The sequence below is a fragment of the Microbacterium oryzae genome, assembly GCF_009735645.1.
Lineage (GTDB): Bacteria > Actinomycetota > Actinomycetes > Actinomycetales > Microbacteriaceae > Microbacterium > Microbacterium oryzae.
The window spans coordinates 1,348,739-1,364,265 of sequence record NZ_CP032550.1 but is presented as its reverse complement, the minus strand read 5'-3'; the positions used below and the strand labels follow the sequence as shown (position 1 = coordinate 1,364,265).

General features: G+C 71.6%; 15 protein-coding genes. 9 read left to right on the top strand and 6 right to left on the bottom strand.

Annotation, left to right across the window (positions count from 1 at the left end):
* Positions 1-54: 54 nt before the first annotated feature.
* The gene (locus tag D7D94_RS06365) at positions 55-1,368 is read right to left on the bottom strand and encodes an MFS transporter (RefSeq protein WP_156241819.1); all 1,314 of its coding nucleotides are present in this window, start codon (positions 1,366-1,368) and stop codon (positions 55-57) included.
* Between the two features lie 138 nt (positions 1,369-1,506).
* Between D7D94_RS06365 and rpsO the strand changes: the two genes are divergently transcribed.
* Entirely contained in the window at positions 1,507-1,776 is a 270-nt protein-coding gene (gene rpsO / locus D7D94_RS06360; RefSeq protein WP_156241818.1) for a 30S ribosomal protein S15, read from the top strand.
* A gap of 86 nt (positions 1,777-1,862) precedes the next feature.
* On the opposite strand, the gene D7D94_RS06355 is transcribed toward rpsO, so the two are convergent.
* Entirely contained in the window at positions 1,863-2,981 is a 1,119-nt protein-coding gene (locus D7D94_RS06355) for an acyltransferase family protein (RefSeq protein ID WP_156241817.1), read from the bottom strand.
* 170 nt (positions 2,982-3,151) lie between these two features.
* Here D7D94_RS06355 and D7D94_RS06350 point away from each other — a divergent pair, with 170 nt between their 5' ends.
* On the top strand, positions 3,152-4,345 hold the full coding sequence (locus D7D94_RS06350; protein WP_156243352.1) for an LLM class flavin-dependent oxidoreductase: 1,194 nt from the start codon (positions 3,152-3,154) through the stop codon (positions 4,343-4,345).
* A 2-nt stretch (positions 4,346-4,347) separates the two neighbouring features.
* On the top strand, positions 4,348-4,998 hold the full coding sequence (locus tag D7D94_RS06345; protein ID WP_156243351.1) for an FMN reductase: 651 nt from the start codon (positions 4,348-4,350) through the stop codon (positions 4,996-4,998).
* Here D7D94_RS06345 and D7D94_RS06340 read toward each other — a convergent pair.
* Positions 4,935-6,074 (bottom strand): glycosyltransferase family 4 protein, encoded by a 1,140-nt coding sequence (locus D7D94_RS06340; RefSeq protein WP_156241816.1) that lies wholly within the window; start codon positions 6,072-6,074, stop codon positions 4,935-4,937. The genes D7D94_RS06345 and D7D94_RS06340 overlap by 64 nt on opposite strands.
* A gap of 370 nt (positions 6,075-6,444) precedes the next feature.
* On the opposite strand from D7D94_RS06340, the gene D7D94_RS06335 reads away from it, so the two are divergent.
* The 3 genes from D7D94_RS06335 (at position 6,445) to D7D94_RS06325 (ending at position 10,668) form a co-directional block, all read left to right on the top strand.
* Positions 6,445-8,721: a polyribonucleotide nucleotidyltransferase gene (locus tag D7D94_RS06335; RefSeq protein WP_156241815.1), complete on the top strand. Its 2,277-nt coding sequence runs from the start codon at positions 6,445-6,447 to the stop codon at positions 8,719-8,721.
* Positions 8,722-8,888: 167 nt separating this feature from the next.
* Positions 8,889-9,974, top strand: a complete 1,086-nt coding sequence (locus D7D94_RS06330; protein WP_156241814.1) for an aldo/keto reductase — start codon at positions 8,889-8,891, stop codon at positions 9,972-9,974.
* Between the two features lie 91 nt (positions 9,975-10,065).
* A complete protein-coding gene (locus tag D7D94_RS06325) occupies positions 10,066-10,668 on the top strand; it encodes a histidine phosphatase family protein (RefSeq protein ID WP_156241813.1) in 603 nt (200 codons plus the stop codon).
* Between the two features lie 230 nt (positions 10,669-10,898).
* Here D7D94_RS06325 and D7D94_RS06320 read toward each other — a convergent pair whose 3' ends face one another.
* Positions 10,899-11,729, bottom strand: coding sequence for a type IV toxin-antitoxin system AbiEi family antitoxin domain-containing protein (locus D7D94_RS06320; RefSeq protein WP_156241812.1), 831 nt, complete (start codon positions 11,727-11,729; stop codon positions 10,899-10,901).
* 249 nt (positions 11,730-11,978) lie between these two features.
* Here D7D94_RS06320 and D7D94_RS06315 point away from each other — a divergent pair, with 249 nt between their 5' ends.
* Together D7D94_RS06315 and D7D94_RS06310 are read left to right on the top strand one after the other, a co-directional pair.
* Positions 11,979-12,785, top strand: a complete 807-nt coding sequence (locus D7D94_RS06315; RefSeq protein WP_156241811.1) for a 4-hydroxy-tetrahydrodipicolinate reductase — start codon at positions 11,979-11,981, stop codon at positions 12,783-12,785.
* The gene (locus D7D94_RS06310; RefSeq protein WP_156241810.1) at positions 12,782-13,243 is read left to right on the top strand and encodes a tetratricopeptide repeat protein; all 462 of its coding nucleotides are present in this window, start codon (positions 12,782-12,784) and stop codon (positions 13,241-13,243) included. Before D7D94_RS06315 ends, D7D94_RS06310 begins: the two co-directional genes overlap by 4 nt.
* 18 nt (positions 13,244-13,261) lie before the next feature.
* On the opposite strand, the gene D7D94_RS06305 is transcribed toward D7D94_RS06310, so the two are convergent.
* Complete coding sequence (locus D7D94_RS06305; protein WP_156241809.1) at positions 13,262-14,158, bottom strand: TIGR01777 family oxidoreductase; 897 nt, start codon at positions 14,156-14,158, stop codon at positions 13,262-13,264.
* Entirely contained in the window at positions 14,158-14,580 is a 423-nt protein-coding gene (locus D7D94_RS06300) for an OsmC family protein (protein WP_156241808.1), read from the bottom strand. The genes D7D94_RS06305 and D7D94_RS06300 overlap by 1 nt, the downstream gene beginning before the upstream one ends.
* Positions 14,581-14,690: 110 nt before the next feature.
* Between D7D94_RS06300 and D7D94_RS06295 the strand changes: the two genes are divergently transcribed.
* A complete protein-coding gene (locus D7D94_RS06295) occupies positions 14,691-15,527 on the top strand; it encodes a thymidylate synthase (protein ID WP_156241807.1) in 837 nt (278 codons plus the stop codon).

The following is a 15,527-nucleotide window of genomic DNA, read 5'->3' as shown; positions in this document are numbered from 1 at the left end:
CCGTGCGAAGAGGCCGGCCCTGCGGGGTCGGCCTCTTCGCGTACCCGGCGCCGCTCAGAGGGTGGGGTTCTCCGCGTCGTATCCGCGGAAGCGCGGGAAGGCCCGCAGGATGGCCGTGGTGATCGCCACGACCAGCAGTCCGCCGAGGAGCGGCGGCAGCCACGCGCTGCCGCTCTCGCCGAACCATGTCGCCGCGATCGTGGCGAACCCTCCCGCGTAGAGCGCTCCCAGTCGCGGCCCGCCCGTCACGACGACGATGAACACGCCCTGCAGGCGGCCGCGGATGGCGTCGGGGACCGCCGACTGCAGCATCGTCTGCCGGTAGATCGAGCTGATGTTGTCTGCGGCGCCGGCGCACGCGAGGCACGCCATCGCCGCGACGATGAGGGCGACGTGCGGTCGCCCCGCCGACGCCTCGCCGGGGGAGAGCCATGCGGCGGTCAGCACCAGCCCGAACACGGCTGTGACGGCCCCGAACACCTGGATCGCCCGGCCGATGCCGAGCCCGTGATGGCGGTAGGCGGAGATGCGGCCCGAGAACAGGCTCGAGGCGAAGGCGCCGACGGCGTTCGCCGCGACCAGCAGTCCGGTCGTGATCTCGCCGCCGCCCAGCACCACCGCGCCCACCGCGGGGAAGAGGGCGAGCGGGTTCCCGAACGTCATCGCGACGATGTCGAGGAGGAACTGCAGACGGATGTTCGGAGCGCGTCGCAGGAAGCGCCATCCGTCGGCCAGCGACGCGAGCCCCGGGCGCACCGACTCGCCCTCGGGGCGCAGGCGCGGCAGCGTCCACAGGCCGAGGAAGAGCGACAGCATGAGCACGACGTCGAGCGTGTAGGTCACCGGATAGCCGAAAAGCGCCACGAGGACGCCGCCGAGGGCGGGCCCGACCATGACCATCACGCCGACCGTGATGCCGTTCAGCGCCGCCGCGGCGGGGATGAGGCGATCGCCGACGAGCCGAGGCGTGATCGCCATCTTCGTCGCGGAGACGATGGAGTTCGCCGCCGAGTTGACGATGGACAGCGCATACAGCCATCCCACGTCGACGAGACCCGTCCATGCCAGCACCGCCAGCAGGGCGGTGGAGATCCAGGTCACGGTCGCGGCGCTCAGCGCGACCGCGCGCCGATCGAACCAGTCGGCGAGCATCCCGCCGTAGAGGCCGGCGAGGATCATGGGGAGCAGGCCCGCCACGGCGATCATCGACACCGCGAAGGTGGACGCGGTCAGCTCGTACATGTGGAGCATGACTGCGGTGATGGTCAGCTGCCCGCCGAGCCCGCCCAGTATGGAGCCGACCCACAGCCGCGCGAAGGCGGGGCTCTCAGTCAGAGGGCGCAAGTCGAGGAGCAGGCGCGAGGACACTCCAGGGAGGCTATCCGCTCTCCCGGCCCCCGCGGATGAGGTAGACTCGTGGGGTTGCCGTTCGATCGGCCGCGGATAAAGAGAGCCCACGCATCAGGCGTCGGGCGCCGCGCAACGAGCTGAAAGGGGATCGAATCTATGGCACTGGAAGCAGACGTCAAGAAGGCGATCATCGAAGAGTACGCGACGCACCCCGGTGACACCGGATCCCCCGAGGTGCAGGTCGCGCTCATGACGCAGCGCATCAAGGACCTCACCGAGCACCTGAAGGAGCACAAGCACGACCACCACTCGCGTCGTGGTCTGTTCCTGCTCGTCGGTCAGCGCCGTCGCCTCCTCGGTTACCTCCAGGACATCGACATCGCACGCTACCGTGCGCTGATCGAGCGTCTCGGTCTCCGTCGATAAGGCAGAGCGCACCAGCGTTCAATCGTCTTCCCGAAGGCCCGTCCCAGGTGTGGGGCGGGCCTTCGTCGTACCCGGCGTCCTGCGCGTCAGCTGCCGCGGCGCGATCCGGTCGGGTCGTCGCGTCGGCTCGGCAGGAGCGTCGGGTCGCGGAACAGCCGCCGCGGCCGCGGCTCGACGAGCGGGCCGGCGATGACGCGGACAGGTCGCGTCGCGAGCAGGACGGTCACGGCCACGGCGAGGACGCACACGGTCGGGAGCCACAGCCATGTCGGCTCGAGGCCGCGCAGCACCCCCGATTCCCGGAACGGGTACAGCACGAACGAGTGCAGCAGGTAGACGTACATCGTGTACTGGCCGAGCGCGGTCCAGGGCGTGCGCCGCAGCGGCACGAGCACGAAGAAGGCCGCCGACAGCACGAACCCGATGAGCAGCGTCGCCAGTCGGACACCGCCCGCCCACCACATCGGCTGCGGCAGCAGGTCGGGATACGAGTCGTCGTAGAAGAACCAGTACCGCAGCTCCATCTCGCGCCACGCGTCGAGGCCGGCGTACGCGAGCCACGCGTCGAGCGCGAACAGGCCGATCGCGGCGGTGTACGCCCACCAGGGTCGATGCCGCAGCAGGCCGAACCGCTCGACGATGTCGTGCTCGCGCAGCCACCACCCGAGGACGAAGAACGGCAGGAACCCCAGCGTGCGCGAGAGCGAGAAGGTGCTGTCGACGTTCGGCAGGTAGCCGACGCCGATCGAGATGGCCACCGACCACAGCAGCGGCCAGCGCAGCAGGGCCAGGTAGGGCAGCGTCAGCCGGAAGATGCCCAGTGCGAGCAGGAACCACAGCGTCCAGGACGGCTGCGTGATGTTCGGGTCGAACCGTCCCTCCACCAGCCACTTCGTGAACCACCACAGCGCCTCGAACACGAGATACGGGAGGAGGATGTCGGTGACGATCCGCGTCATCTGGCGTCGCGACGGCGGGTCGGACTTCGAGAAGTACCCGGAGATGATCGCGAACGCGGGCATGTGGAACGCGTAGAACGACAGATAGAAGGCGTAGGCGATATTGGAGTCGTGGATGAGCCGCTGGATCGCATGGCCGAGCACGACCAGCACGATGCACGCGAAGCGCGCGTTGTCCCAGAACGGCACACGGCGCCGCGGTCTCGTCGTCGCGGCCGACGTCGGCGGCGGTGCCTCGCTGGTCATCGCGCCCTACGCTACCGATGAGCGGATGGCCGACGAGCGATCCGCGCGGATCGGGAATGGATTCGCGCTCCCGGCGTTTCACCAAGTACATTCAGACGCATGAAAAGGCGAGCGGCCATCCGCCCGCGGAATCGGAGGAACCGGTGAGCGACACGACCCCGTGGTCCGGGATGCAGTTCGGCCTGATGTCCGTCAGCGACATCACGCGCGACCCCACGACCGGATACACGCCCAGCGAGGCCGAGCGCATCCGCGACGTCGTGACCATCGCCCGTCACGCCGAAGATGCGGGCCTCGACGTCTTCGCGATCGGCGAGCACCACAACCCGCCGTTCTTCTCGTCGTCGCCGACGACCACGCTCGCGTACATCGCCGCGCAGACCGAGCGGCTCGTCGTCTCGACGTCGACGACGCTCATCACGACCAACGACCCGGTGCGCATCGCTGAGGACTACGCGATGCTGCAGCATCTGTCCGGCGGTCGGATGGACCTCATGATGGGTCGAGGCAACACCGGCCCCGTCTACCCCTGGTTCGGCAAGGACATCCGCCAGGGCCTGCAGCTCGCCATCGAGAACTACAACCTGCTCCACCGCCTCTGGACCGAGGACGTCGTGGACTGGGAGGGCTCCTTCCGCACTCCGCTGCAGGGCTTCACCTCCACCCCGCGCCCGCTCGACGACGTCAAGCCCTTCGTCTGGCACGGCTCCATCCGCACCCCCGAGATCGCGGAGCAGGCCGCGTACTACGGCGACGGCTTCTTCGCCAACAACATCTTCTGGCCGAAGGAGCACTACCAGCGCCTCATCGCGCTCTACCGTCAGCGCTACGCGCACTACGGCCACGGCACCCCGGAGCAGGCGATCGTCGGCCTCGGCGGTCAGGCCTTCATCGCGAAGAACTCGCAGGACGCCGTGCGGCAGTTCCGCCCCTACTTCGACTCGGCTCCCGTGTACGGCAACGGGCCGACGATGGAGGACTTCACCGAGATGACGCCGCTCACGGTGGGCTCGCCCCAGCAGGTGATCGACCGCTACGCCGCCATGCGCGACACCTTCGGCGACTACCAGCGTCAGCTCTTCCTCACCGATCACGCCGGCCTCCCGCTGAAGACCGTCCTCGAGCAGATCGACTTCCTCGGCGCGGACGTCGTGCCCGTGCTGCGGCGCGAGCTCGCACAGAACCGCCCGGCCGGGGTTCCCGACGCCCCCACGCACGCCGCCCGCGTGAAGGCCAAGTACGGCGACGCGGAGCCCCGCCAGCCGCGCCCGAACGCCAACCGCGGCGACAACGTCACGGGCGGCTCGCCGTACCAGGACACCCCGCGCGGCGCGGCCTTCGGGCTCGCCGGGAAGGGCGCGTGAGCATGGACACCGTGCGCATCGCCGTCCTCTCCGCGGGGCTGTCCGAGCCCTCGTCCACGCGGCTGCTCGCCGATCGCCTGACGAAGGCGGTCCTCGACCTGCTCGACGCGCGCGGCATACGAGCGGAGGTGTCCGTGATCGAGCTGCGCGATCACGCCCACGACGTGATGAACGCCATGCTGACGGGCTTCCCCGCCCAGGCGCTCGCGGGCGCGATGAAGCAGATCGCCGACGCGGACGCGCTCATAGCCGTCACGCCGATCTTCTCCACGTCGTACTCCGGCCTGTTTAAGTCGTTCATCGACGTGCTCGACCGCGAGGCGATCGAGGGCACGCCCGTGCTGCTGGGTGCGACGGCAGGCACGCCCCGCCACTCGCTCGCGATCGACTACGCCATCCGGCCGCTGTTCACGTACCTGCACGCCGAGCCGGTGCCGACGGGGGTCTTCGCGGCCGCGGACGACTGGGGGCAGGGCGCCGACCGCGTGGCTCCGCTGCAGAAGCGCGTCGACCGCGCCGCGCGGGAGCTCGTCGACGTCGTGGCGGGGCGCGGGCGGACCGAGAAGGTCGATCCGTTCTCGCCGGAGAGCTACCTCGGCGCCGGCGGCTCCTTCGAGAGCCTGCTGGGCGCGAGGTCGAGCGACTCGCTGTAGCGGCCCACGAGCTGCTCGGTGAGGGCGGCCCACGTGCGCGTGCGGACGCTCTCCCGGGCGGCCTCGCCGAACGCCCGCCGCTTGGCGTCGTCGCCGAGGAGGTCCACCACCCGGTCGCGGAGGTCGCGCAGGTCTCCGGGGCGATACAGCCATCCGTCGACGCTGCTGCGCACGAGGTCGAGCGGGCCGCCCCTGCCCGTCGCCACGACCGGGACCCCGCTCGCGAGCGCCTCCTGCACGGTCTGGCAGAACGTCTCGCTCTCGCCGGGATGCACGAAGACGTCGAAGCTCGCCAGCGCATCGGCGAGGTCGTCTCCGCCGAGGAATCCCGTGAAGACCGCGCCGGGGAGTCGGGCCTCGAGGCGCGCGCGCTCGGGGCCGTCGCCCACCACGACGACACGGGTGCGCGGCAGGTCGCAGAGCGCGCGCAGATCCTCCACCTGCTTCTCCGCCGCGAGGCGCCCGACGTACCCCACGATCCGCTCACCGGGTGCGACCCGCGCTCGCCACGCCTCCGATCGCCGCCCGGGGGAGAAGCGCTCGGCGTCCACCCCGCGCCCCCAGCGTCGGAGCCCGACGACGCCCAGCGTCGTCAGCTGCGCGTGCGCGGCCGACGACGGCGCGAGGGTGAGCGTCGCGCGGCGGTGGAGGCGCCCGACGTGCGCGGCGGCCACGGCCGCCGCGCTCGGGACGCCGTAGCGCTCGGCGTACGCGATGACGTCGGTCTGGTACACCGCCACCACGGGGATGCCGAGGGACTCCGCGGCCAGGAGGGCCTGCCATCCGAGGACGAACGGCGAGGCGAGGTGGACGACGTCGGGCCGGAAGCGCTGGAGCACCGCCCGCATCCGGCGCACCGGTGCGAGCGCGACCCGCACATCCGGGTAGGCGGGGAGGGGGAGCGACGCGACGAGCTCGGTGCGCAGCCGAGGCGCCTCGCGTCGGCCGCCGCCGCGTGGGGCGACGACGAGCGTCTCGTGGCCCTGCTCCTCGAGATGGCGCACGACCTGCAGCACGGAGTTGGTCACCCCGTTGACGTGGGGGAGGAAGGACTCCGCGAAGAGGGCGACTCGCACGCCTCCAGCCTGCCGTCGCGGGCCCGGCCATCCCAGGAGTCTGGACGAGGCTTCGCCGGCTGTTCATCCGGCGTCGTCGGTCGTTCACCGGGGCGAAACCGGGTCTCCCGCGCCTCGCGCTGGTAGGGTGGCGGTGGGCACGCTCATGCGCGCCCGACAACTGAACACGACATGGAGCAGGCTGGCAGGAAGCTGGTCCCCTGAAGTGATCTCCCGGATGAGCCATCCGGTGGGTTTCTCCTGGTGGCCAGCGCAGGCGAGCGTGGAGCTTCGGCTCCGGCCGTGCGGCCTATATCTGCCTGTTCCTGCTCCTTCGCATGACTCGTCGGTCACACGGACCGGCGAGGTTAAACAAAGAAGGAGAGACCTCTTGGAAGGTCCTGAAATCACCGCCGCCGAGGCCGTTCTCGACAACGGCCGCTTCGGCACCCGCACGATCCGCTTCGAGACCGGGCGCCTCGCGCAGCAGGCTCAGGGCGCGGTCGCCGCGTACCTCGACGAGGAGACGATGCTCCTCTCCGCGACGAGCGCGTCGAAGAACCCCCGCGAGGGCTTCGACTTCTTCCCGCTGACGGTCGACGTCGAGGAGCGCTCGTATGCCGCGGGCAAGATCCCCGGCTCGTTCTTCCGCCGCGAGGGACGCCCCTCCACCGAGGCCATCCTCGTGTGCCGCCTCATCGACCGTCCGCTGCGCCCGTCGTTCGTCGACGGCCTCCGCAACGAGATCCAGATCGTCGTGACGGTGCTCTCCATCGCTCCCGGTGAGTTCTACGACGCTCTCGCGATCAACGCCGCCTCGGCGTCGACGCAGATCTCGGGTCTGCCGTTCTCCGGCCCGATCGCCGGCGTGCGCCTCGCGCTCATCCCCGGCCAGGCCGGCAACGACGACCAGTGGGTCGCGTTCCCCAACGCCGAGCTGCTCGAGTCGGCCGTGTTCGACCTCGTTGTCGCCGGTCGCGTGGTCCAGGGAGCCGACGGCTCCGAGGACGTCGCGATCATGATGGTCGAGGCCGAGGCCACCGAGGCCAGCTGGAACCTCATCAAGGCCGGCGCCACCAAGCCCAGCGAGGAGATCGTCGCGCAGGGTCTGGAGGCCTCGAAGCCCTTCATCAAGCAGCTCGTCGCGGCGCAGGCCGAGATGGCCGCCAAGTCGTCGAAGGCTCCGCTGGAGTTCCCCGTCTTCCCGGCCTACAGCCAGGAGACCTACGACTTCGTCGCGGGTGAGGCGTACGCCGACCTCGAGAAGGTCTACCTCATCGCCGACAAGCAGGAGCGTCAGAGCGCCGACGACGAGGTCAAGGCCCGCGTCAAGGCCGCCCTGGTCGAGAAGGTGGAGGCGGGCGAGCTCCCCGCCGCCGCTCCGCTCGAGTTCGGCGCCGCCTACAAGTCGGTCACGAAGAAGATCGTGCGCGGCCGCATCCTCACCGAGGGCGTGCGCATGGACGGCCGCGGTCTCGCGGACATCCGCCCGCTCGACGCCGAGGTGCAGGTCATCCCGCGCGTGCACGGCTCCGCGATCTTCCAGCGCGGCGAGACCCAGATCATGGGCGTCACCACGCTGAACATGCTCAAGATGGAGCAGCAGATCGACTCGCTGTCGCCCACGACGAGCAAGCGCTACATGCACCACTACAACTTCCCGCCCTACTCGACCGGTGAGACCGGCCGGGTCGGCAGCCCGAAGCGTCGCGAGATCGGCCACGGCTTCCTGGCCGAGCGCGCGCTCGCTCCCGTGCTGCCCACGCGCGAGGAGTTCCCCTACGCCATCCGCCAGGTGTCGGAGGCCCTCGGGTCCAACGGCTCCACGTCGATGGGCTCCGTCTGCGCCTCGACCCTGTCGCTGCTGAACGCGGGTGTGCCGCTGCGCGCACCCGTCGCCGGCATCGCGATGGGCCTCGTGTCCGACGAGGTCGACGGCCAGACGCGCTACGCCGCGCTGACCGACATCCTCGGCGCCGAGGACGCTCTCGGCGACATGGACTTCAAGGTGGCCGGCACGCGCGACTTCGTCACGGCCATCCAGCTGGACACGAAGCTCGACGGCATCCCCTCCGAGGTGCTCGCCGGCGCGCTCACGCAGGCGAAGGACGCGCGCCTGCGCATCCTCGAGGTGCTGAACGCCGCGATCGACACGCCGGACGAGATGGCGCCCACCGCGCCCCGCGTCATCAGCGTGCAGATCCCGGTCGACAAGATCGGCGAGCTGATCGGCCCCAAGGGCAAGACGATCAACTCGATCCAGGACGACACCGGCGCGCAGATCTCGATCGAGGACGACGGCACCGTCTACATCGGCGCGACCGACGGCCCCTCCGCCGAGGCTGCCCGCGCGGCCGTCAACGCGATCGCGAACCCGACCAACCCGGAGATCGGCGACCAGTTCCTCGGCACCGCCGTGAACATCGCCAAGTTCGGCGTGTTCGTCTCGCTGCTCCCGGGCAAGGACGGCCTGCTGCACGTCACCGAGCTGCGCAAGCTCAACGGCGGCAAGCGCGTGGAGAACATCGAGGAGGTCGTGAGCGTGGGTCAGAAGATCCTCGTCCGCATCTCCAAGATCGACGACCGCGGCAAGCTCTCGCTGGAGATCGTCGACGAGTCGGCGGAGTCCGCCGAGGCGCCGGCAGCCGAGGCTCCCGCCGAGGCCTGATCGCATCTCCCGGACGGCCCGGTCGCACATCGTGCGGCCGGGCCGTTCCGCGTCCGGGCGCGCCGTGATGAAACAGTTACCGGCGGTCGCGTGTCGAGCCGTGCCCGTCCGCTTCAATGGGAGCACGGGGGTGCCCGCGGTCACGCCGCACCCTCCCGAGGAGCGACATGGATGCAGCGTCGCCGCAGGAGCGGCCCGACCGCCCGCCGACCCGCACGCCCGCCTTCCAGGACGTGCCGACCGAGCCCATCCGCATCCCGGGCCATCCGTCGGCCGCCGTCCCCGACCTCGGGGCGGCGATCGCCGGCGGCCCGCGCGCCGTCGTCGGCGCATCGCGGGTGGCGCTGTTCCCGCTCATGCTGGGGGGAGCCGAGTTCGGCTGGAACCTCGACCGCGCGGCCGGCTTCGCCGTGCTCGACCGGTACGCCGAGCTGGGCGGCAACGCGCTGCACTCATCGGACCGCTTCGGCGCGGGACGCAGCGAGTTCATCCTCGGGCAGTGGATGGCCTCGCGCCGTGTGCGGGACGACGTCGTCATCGCGTGCCGCGTGGGCGGCCATCCGGACAACCCCGGTCTCGGGTCGGTCAACCTCGTGCGCGCGGTCGAGGCGTCGCTCGAGCGCCTCGGCACGGATCGCATCGACATCCTGTACCTCGACGCCGCCACCTACCCGCTGGAGAGCCTCGAGGACGCCCTGGCGACCGCCGAATGGCTCGTCGAGACGGGGAAGGCGTGCGCGATCGGCGCGTTCGGCCTCACGGCGGACCAGCTCGTCGAGGCCCGCATCCTGTCCTCCGCCGGCTACCCGCGCATCGAGGCGCTGGACGTGCCGTACAACCTCATCCGCCGCACCGAGTACGAGGGCGACCTGCGCCTCGTCGCCGGGGCGCAGGGGCTCGCCGTCACCCCGTCGCACGCGCTCGAGCACGGCTTCCTGTCGGGGCTGCACCGCTCGAAGCTCGGCGCCGGCCAGTCCGCGCGGGCCGAGCAGCTGACGAAGCTCATGAACCGCCGCGGCACACGCGCGCTCAAGGCGCTCGACGCCGTCGCCGCCGAGCTCGATCTGCCACCCGCCGCGGTCGCCGTGGCGTGGCTGCTCGCGCAGCGCGGGGTCGTCGCGCCGATCGTGAACGCGGTGACCCCCGCGCATGTCGACGAGCTCGTGAGCGGGGTGGGCGTGCGGCTCGGTCGCTGGCACCGTGCGGAACTCGCCCGGGCGGTCGACGCGCCGGTGTTTCCGCGTATGGCGTGAGCCTCCGCGCGCTCATCGACAGGTGTCATAGGCTGGGGGAGTTGCCGCGGTGCCGCGTGCGACGTGTCGACCAGGCGAGAGGGGAGCTGGAGTGACGCACTACATCTACCTCGTTCGCCATGGCGAGCACCAGGATGCGGAGCACGGACTCGAAGACGGGCCGCTGTCACCGCGCGGTGAGCGCCAGGCGGCGCTCCTGGCTGACCGCCTCTCCGGCGTCCCGTTCGACAACGTGTGGCACTCGCCGCTCGCGCGGGCGGCCGAGACCGCCCGCATCATCGCCGAGCGGATGCCCGCCGTGCAGCCGCAGGCGCACGCCCTGCTCTTCGACTGCGTGCCCACGGGCATGACCGATGAGACCCCGAGCGTGTTCGAGCCGTTCTTCGGCGGCGTCACCGAGGAGCAGATCGAGGCCGGCAAGGCGCAGATGGCCGATGCCATGAACGAGTTCCTCGTGCGCAAGAACGGCGACGTGCACGACCTGCTCATCACGCACAACTTCGTCATCGCCTGGTTCGTGCGCGAGGTGTTGGGCGCGCCCGACTGGCGGTGGATGACCCTCAACCAGGCGCACTGCGGGTTGACGATCATCTCGCAGCGACAGGGCCGCCCCTGGAACCTCATCGCCCACAACGACCTCGCGCATTTGCCGTTCGAGCTGCGTACGGGTCTCCCGGAGACCCCGCTCGTCTGAGCCCGGGGCCGGACTCGGACTCGGACTCGGTCTCGGATTTCGGATGGCCGGGGCTGATGTGCGCGTGTCGACCCCGCCGGGCGTCACCCGCACCGCCGCCCCGAAATCCGGCACGGTATGCGGGCCGCAGTCGCCACACGCGACCCGCGTGCACCAGAGCCCCGCGATCCGGCACCCGTCCGGCGCAGGTCGAGGGCGCGACCGCGTCACGCGGTGCGCATCGAGCGCCGTCAGCGCGCGACGGCGCGGGCGCGCAGGATCGCGGCCGCCACGCGCGGCCAGTCGTGCATCACGAGCGCATAGTCGAAGCGCAGGGTGACATAGCCGAGCGCCGCCGCGTTCGCATCGCGCACCAGGTCCTTGTGCCGGTGGGTCGCATCGTCGTGGTTGTCGCGGCCGTCGACCTCGAGGATGATTCGCTCGCCGAGGACGAAGTCCACCCGCCCCACGCCGCGGATGACCACCTGACACCGCAGGGGGATCCCGAGTCGCAGCAGTCGCAGCCGCAGGATGGATTCCAGACCGCTGTCGGCATCCGCCCGCGCCAGGTCGACCAGCCACCGATGCCGGGCATCCAGGCGGGCTCGGATGCTCATGCGCGCACGCCGGGACAGCAGGCCGAGCCGCCATGCCGATTCGAACGCCGCGAAGAACGACTCCGGACCCTGGCAGCGCGCGAGCTGCACGAGCGCCCGCTCGACGTCGACGCGCCCGTACCCCGGAGGCGGATCGTCCCAATGAGGCAGGCAGGTGCACTCGGGGTGGGTGTACTCGTGGCCGCCGCCGCCCATCGCCACGTGCAGACGGGAGGAGTCGAGCACCCACACGCCGAGCCGGGCGAGTTCCGATGCGCAGCACAGCGCACCGCCATGGGCTGCAGCCGTGAGGACACCCGCGGCGGCATGCGGCGTCGTGTAGACGCCTCCGCGGAGCCTCGTCACCGCGCCGGACTCGCACGCGCGTCGGATGTCCCGCGCCGTCGCGCCCGCCGACCGCAGCGCGGCGGTGCGGATGACGCCGCCGGCGGCATCCGCGCGCGCGGCGATCTGCGTCGGGTCCATGCACCCAGCCTCGATGGTCGAGCATGCCCGGGAGGGACCATCCACAGCCGCCACAGCCGCCGTCGGCGCGCCGACCGCCTGTGCACGCGGCGTCGGGGGTCCCGCGGCCTCCTCCCGGTACCAGATCGCGGATGGCCGGGGCTGGTGTGCGCGTGTCGGTCACGCCGGGCCTCACCCGCCCCACCGCCCCGAAATCCCGCACGCCCACGCCCCCAGCCCCCGTCCCCGAGCCCCGCCTAGGATGGACGCATGACGACACGCGTGGCCCTCGTCGGCGGGAACGGGAAGCTCGGCGGCATCATCCGCGGGGTCGTCGAGGAGCTCGACGGGTTCACGGTCGCGGCCGTCCTCGGCTCCGGCAGCGACCTCAACGAGATGGATGGCGCCGACCTCGTCGTCGACGCCTCGACGCCCGCGGTGAGCATGGAGGTCGTGCGCGCCGCCGTCGAGCTCGGCATCCCGGTGCTGGTCGGCACGAGCGGATGGTCGGCCGAGCGGATCGCGCTCGTGCGTCCGCTCGTCGAGGCGGCCGGGACGGGCGCCGTCTTCGTCCCCAACTTCTCGCTCGGCTCCGTGCTCGGCACCGCGCTCGCCGCCGCCGCCGCGCCGTTCTTCCCCTCCGCGGAGATCGTGGAGGCGCATCGCGACACCAAGATCGACTCGCCGTCGGGCACCGCGGTGCGGACGGCCGAGCTCATCGCCGCCGCCCGTGCGACGCCCGTCGCCGCGCCGTTCGCCGACCAGCGCGCCCGCGGGCAGCAGGTCGCCAGCGTGCCCGTTCACTCGCTCCGGCGCCCCGGCGTGATCGCCCGCCAGGAGGCCATCCTCTCCGGCCCGGGGGAGTCGCTCACCCTCGTCCACGACACCGTCGACCCCGCCGCCGCGTACGCGCCCGGCATCCGCATCGCACTGGCCGGCGCCGTCGCCGCGAAGGGCGTGGTCGTGGGGCTCGAGAACTTCATCGACATCGGCATCGGCACGCCGCGCGCCGGCCGCCCCGAGGCGCCCGTCGCCGACCCCGCCGCGGGCCAGGCGGCCGAGGTCACCAGCGCATGAAGGCCCGCGCGGGCGTCGCCGTGATGGCGCTGCTCCTCCTGCTGTACATCGTCCTCGTCGCGCAGCGCGCGATCGGCGCGCTCGGCATCGGCATCGGAACGGGGCAGCCGATCCTCGCCGTCATGGGGGGCGCGATGATCGTCCTGCCGCTCATCGCGATCTGGGCGCTGGGTCGCGAGCTGGTCTTCGGATGGCGCGCCGAGCGTCTCGCCCGCCGCCTCGAGCGCGAGGGCGGGCTGCCCACCGAGGTCGTCACCACCTCTCCGAGCGGTCGCATCGGGCGAGCGGATGGCGACGCTCTGTTCCCGACGTACCGCGCGCAGGTGGAGAAGGACGAGACCGACTGGCGCGCCTGGTACCGGCTGAGCCTCGCGTACTCCGCCGCGGGCGACACCAAGCGCGCGCGCTCGGCCGCGCGCGAGGCCATCCGCCTGGAGCGGAGCCAGGCGACCTCCTGAGGCTCGGTCTCCCGGGCCTCAGCCCGGGACGACGGCCGCGATCGCGACGTCGAGCTCCGGCTGGGTGAAGGCGAAGCCGCTCGCCTCGAGGGCGGCCGGCACGACGTCGGCGTCGATGAGCAGCATGTCGTCGGCGAAGTCGCGGCCCAGCACCGTGCGCACCGCGAAGGCCGGCGCGGGCACGGCGAACGGCCGGTGCAGGCGTGCGGCGAGCGCGCGACCGAAGTCGTTGTAGGTCGTGGCGACGGGGGCGGCGAGGTTCACCGGACCCGTCATCCGCTGCTCGAGGACGTGGCGGATGGCCCGGACCGCGTCGGCATAGGAGATCCACGCCCAGGTCTGGCGCCCGGAGCCGACCGGACCGGAGACGCCCGCCTTCGTCAGCGGGATGAGCGGACGCAGCACGGCATCCGGGTGGACCACGGGCGCCGTCCGCAGCAGTGCGACGCGCGGCCCGGCCGCACGAGCGGTCTCCTCCCATTCCGCGCAGAGCCCGGCGAGGAAGCCGGTTCCGGCGGGGTCGCTCTCCGTGCGCGCGCGCCCCTGCACCGAGCCGTAGAACCCGGCCGCGCTGGCGGAGACGAAGAGCGGCTGCTCGGGCAGCTGCGCGATCGCGCGGGCCAGCACGCGCGTGGGGCTGAGGCGCGACCCCTGCAGCTGCCGCCGGTACGCGGGCGTCCACGGGAAGCGCCCGACGCTCGCGCCGCACAGGTTCACCACAGCGTCCGCGCCGGCGAGCACCGCGGGGTCGAGGCTCGGGACGTCGAGCCAGCGGGCCTCGTCCGCCGCGCTCGGGGCACGGCGGACGAGACGGGTCACCTCCACGCCCGATGCGCGCAGATCGTCGACGAGGGCGCTGCCGAGGAGCCCGGAGGACCCGGCGACGACGACGCGGGAGAGCGAGGAGGCGGGCATCAGGCCAGGGTCGCCTCGAGCGAGATCTCGATGCCGGCGAGCGCCTGCGAGACGGGGCAGCCCGCCTTGGCCTCCTCGGCGATCTCCTGGAAGCGGTCCGCGTCGAGCCCGGGGACGACGGCGTTGACGTTGAGGTGGCTGCCGGTGATCCCGGTGCCCGGCTTGAACGTCACCGAGGCCGTGGTGTCGACGCGCTCGGGCGGGGTGCCGTTCTCGGCGAGCGCGTTCGACAGCGCCATGCTGAAGCACGACGAGTGCGCGGCCGCGATGAGCTCCTCGGGCGTGGTGGTGCTGTCCGAGCCCTCGCTGCGCGCCTTCCAGTTGACGGGGAAGGTGCCGATGCCGGTCGAGAACGAGACGGTGCCGGAGCCCTCGAAGAGGGAGCCCTCCCACGCGGTGCTGGCTTCGCTGGTGACGGTCATGTCGATCCTCCTGGTCGGGGGCGGATGGTCGCGGCCAGCCTATCGACGGGCCCTCGCGGGGGGAACGGCTTGCGCGCGACGCTGGCATCGCTTAGCCGTAGCCTTAGGTAATGGCAGATTCGACGTCCCCCGCCGTCCCGGCTCCCGCCATCCCCACCCCGTACGAGGATCTCCTCCGCGACGTCCTCGAGCACGGCACGCACAAGGACGACCGCACCGGGACGGGCACCACGAGCGTGTTCGGGCGCCAGCTGCGGTACGACCTGAGCGAGGGCTTCCCGCTCATCACGACCAAGCGCGTGCACTTCAAGTCGATCGCGTACGAGCTGCTGTGGTTCCTCCGAGGCGAGTCGAACGTGCGGTGGCTGCAGGAGCACGGTGTCTCCATCTGGGACGAGTGGGCGGACGAGGACGGCGAGCTCGGCCCGGTCTACGGGGTGCAGTGGCGCTCGTGGCCGAGCCCGACGGGGGAGAGCATCGACCAGATCGCGAAGGTCGTCGCGCAGATCAGGAGCAACCCCGACAGCCGCCGTCACATCGTCACGGCGTGGAACCCCGCCGAGGTCGACAGCATGGCGCTGCCGCCCTGCCACGCGCTCTTCCAGTTCTACGTGGCGGACGGCCGGCTCAGCTGCCAGCTGTACCAGCGCAGCGCAGACCTCTTCCTCGGCGTCCCCTTCAACATCGCCTCCTACGCGCTGCTGACGCTCATGGTCGCGCAGCAGACCGGCCTCGAGCCGGGCGACTTCGTCTGGACCGGCGGCGACTGCCACATCTACGACAACCACCGCGAACAGGTGGCCGAGCAGCTGTCCCGCGAGCCGTACCCCTACCCGCGGCTGCGCTTCGCGCGCACCCCCGCGTCGCTCTTCGACTACGCGTACGAGGACTTCGTCGTCGAGGACTACCGCCACCACCCCGCCATCCGCGCGGCCGTCGCGGTCTGA

What these genes read in the sequence shown, in the direction of transcription:
- D7D94_RS06320 (WP_156241812.1), bottom strand. Translation starts at nt 11,729, where the DNA reads ATGGACCCGACGCAGATCGCCGCGCGCGCGGATGCCGCCGGCGGCGTC.
- D7D94_RS06350 (WP_156243352.1), top strand. Translation starts at nt 3,152, where the DNA reads ATGCAGTTCGGCCTGATGTCCGTCAGCGACATCACGCGCGACCCCACG.
- D7D94_RS06305 (WP_156241809.1), bottom strand. Translation starts at nt 14,158, where the DNA reads ATGCCCGCCTCCTCGCTCTCCCGCGTCGTCGTCGCCGGGTCCTCCGGG.
- D7D94_RS06295 (WP_156241807.1), top strand. Translation starts at nt 14,691, where the DNA reads ATGGCAGATTCGACGTCCCCCGCCGTCCCGGCTCCCGCCATCCCCACC.
- rpsO (WP_156241818.1), top strand. Translation starts at nt 1,507, where the DNA reads ATGGCACTGGAAGCAGACGTCAAGAAGGCGATCATCGAAGAGTACGCG.
- D7D94_RS06300 (WP_156241808.1), bottom strand. Translation starts at nt 14,580, where the DNA reads ATGACCGTCACCAGCGAAGCCAGCACCGCGTGGGAGGGCTCCCTCTTC.
- D7D94_RS06315 (WP_156241811.1), top strand. Translation starts at nt 11,979, where the DNA reads ATGACGACACGCGTGGCCCTCGTCGGCGGGAACGGGAAGCTCGGCGGC.
- D7D94_RS06355 (WP_156241817.1), bottom strand. Translation starts at nt 2,981, where the DNA reads ATGACCAGCGAGGCACCGCCGCCGACGTCGGCCGCGACGACGAGACCG.
- D7D94_RS06345 (WP_156243351.1), top strand. Translation starts at nt 4,348, where the DNA reads ATGGACACCGTGCGCATCGCCGTCCTCTCCGCGGGGCTGTCCGAGCCC.
- D7D94_RS06330 (WP_156241814.1), top strand. Translation starts at nt 8,889, where the DNA reads ATGGATGCAGCGTCGCCGCAGGAGCGGCCCGACCGCCCGCCGACCCGC.
- D7D94_RS06310 (WP_156241810.1), top strand. Translation starts at nt 12,782, where the DNA reads ATGAAGGCCCGCGCGGGCGTCGCCGTGATGGCGCTGCTCCTCCTGCTG.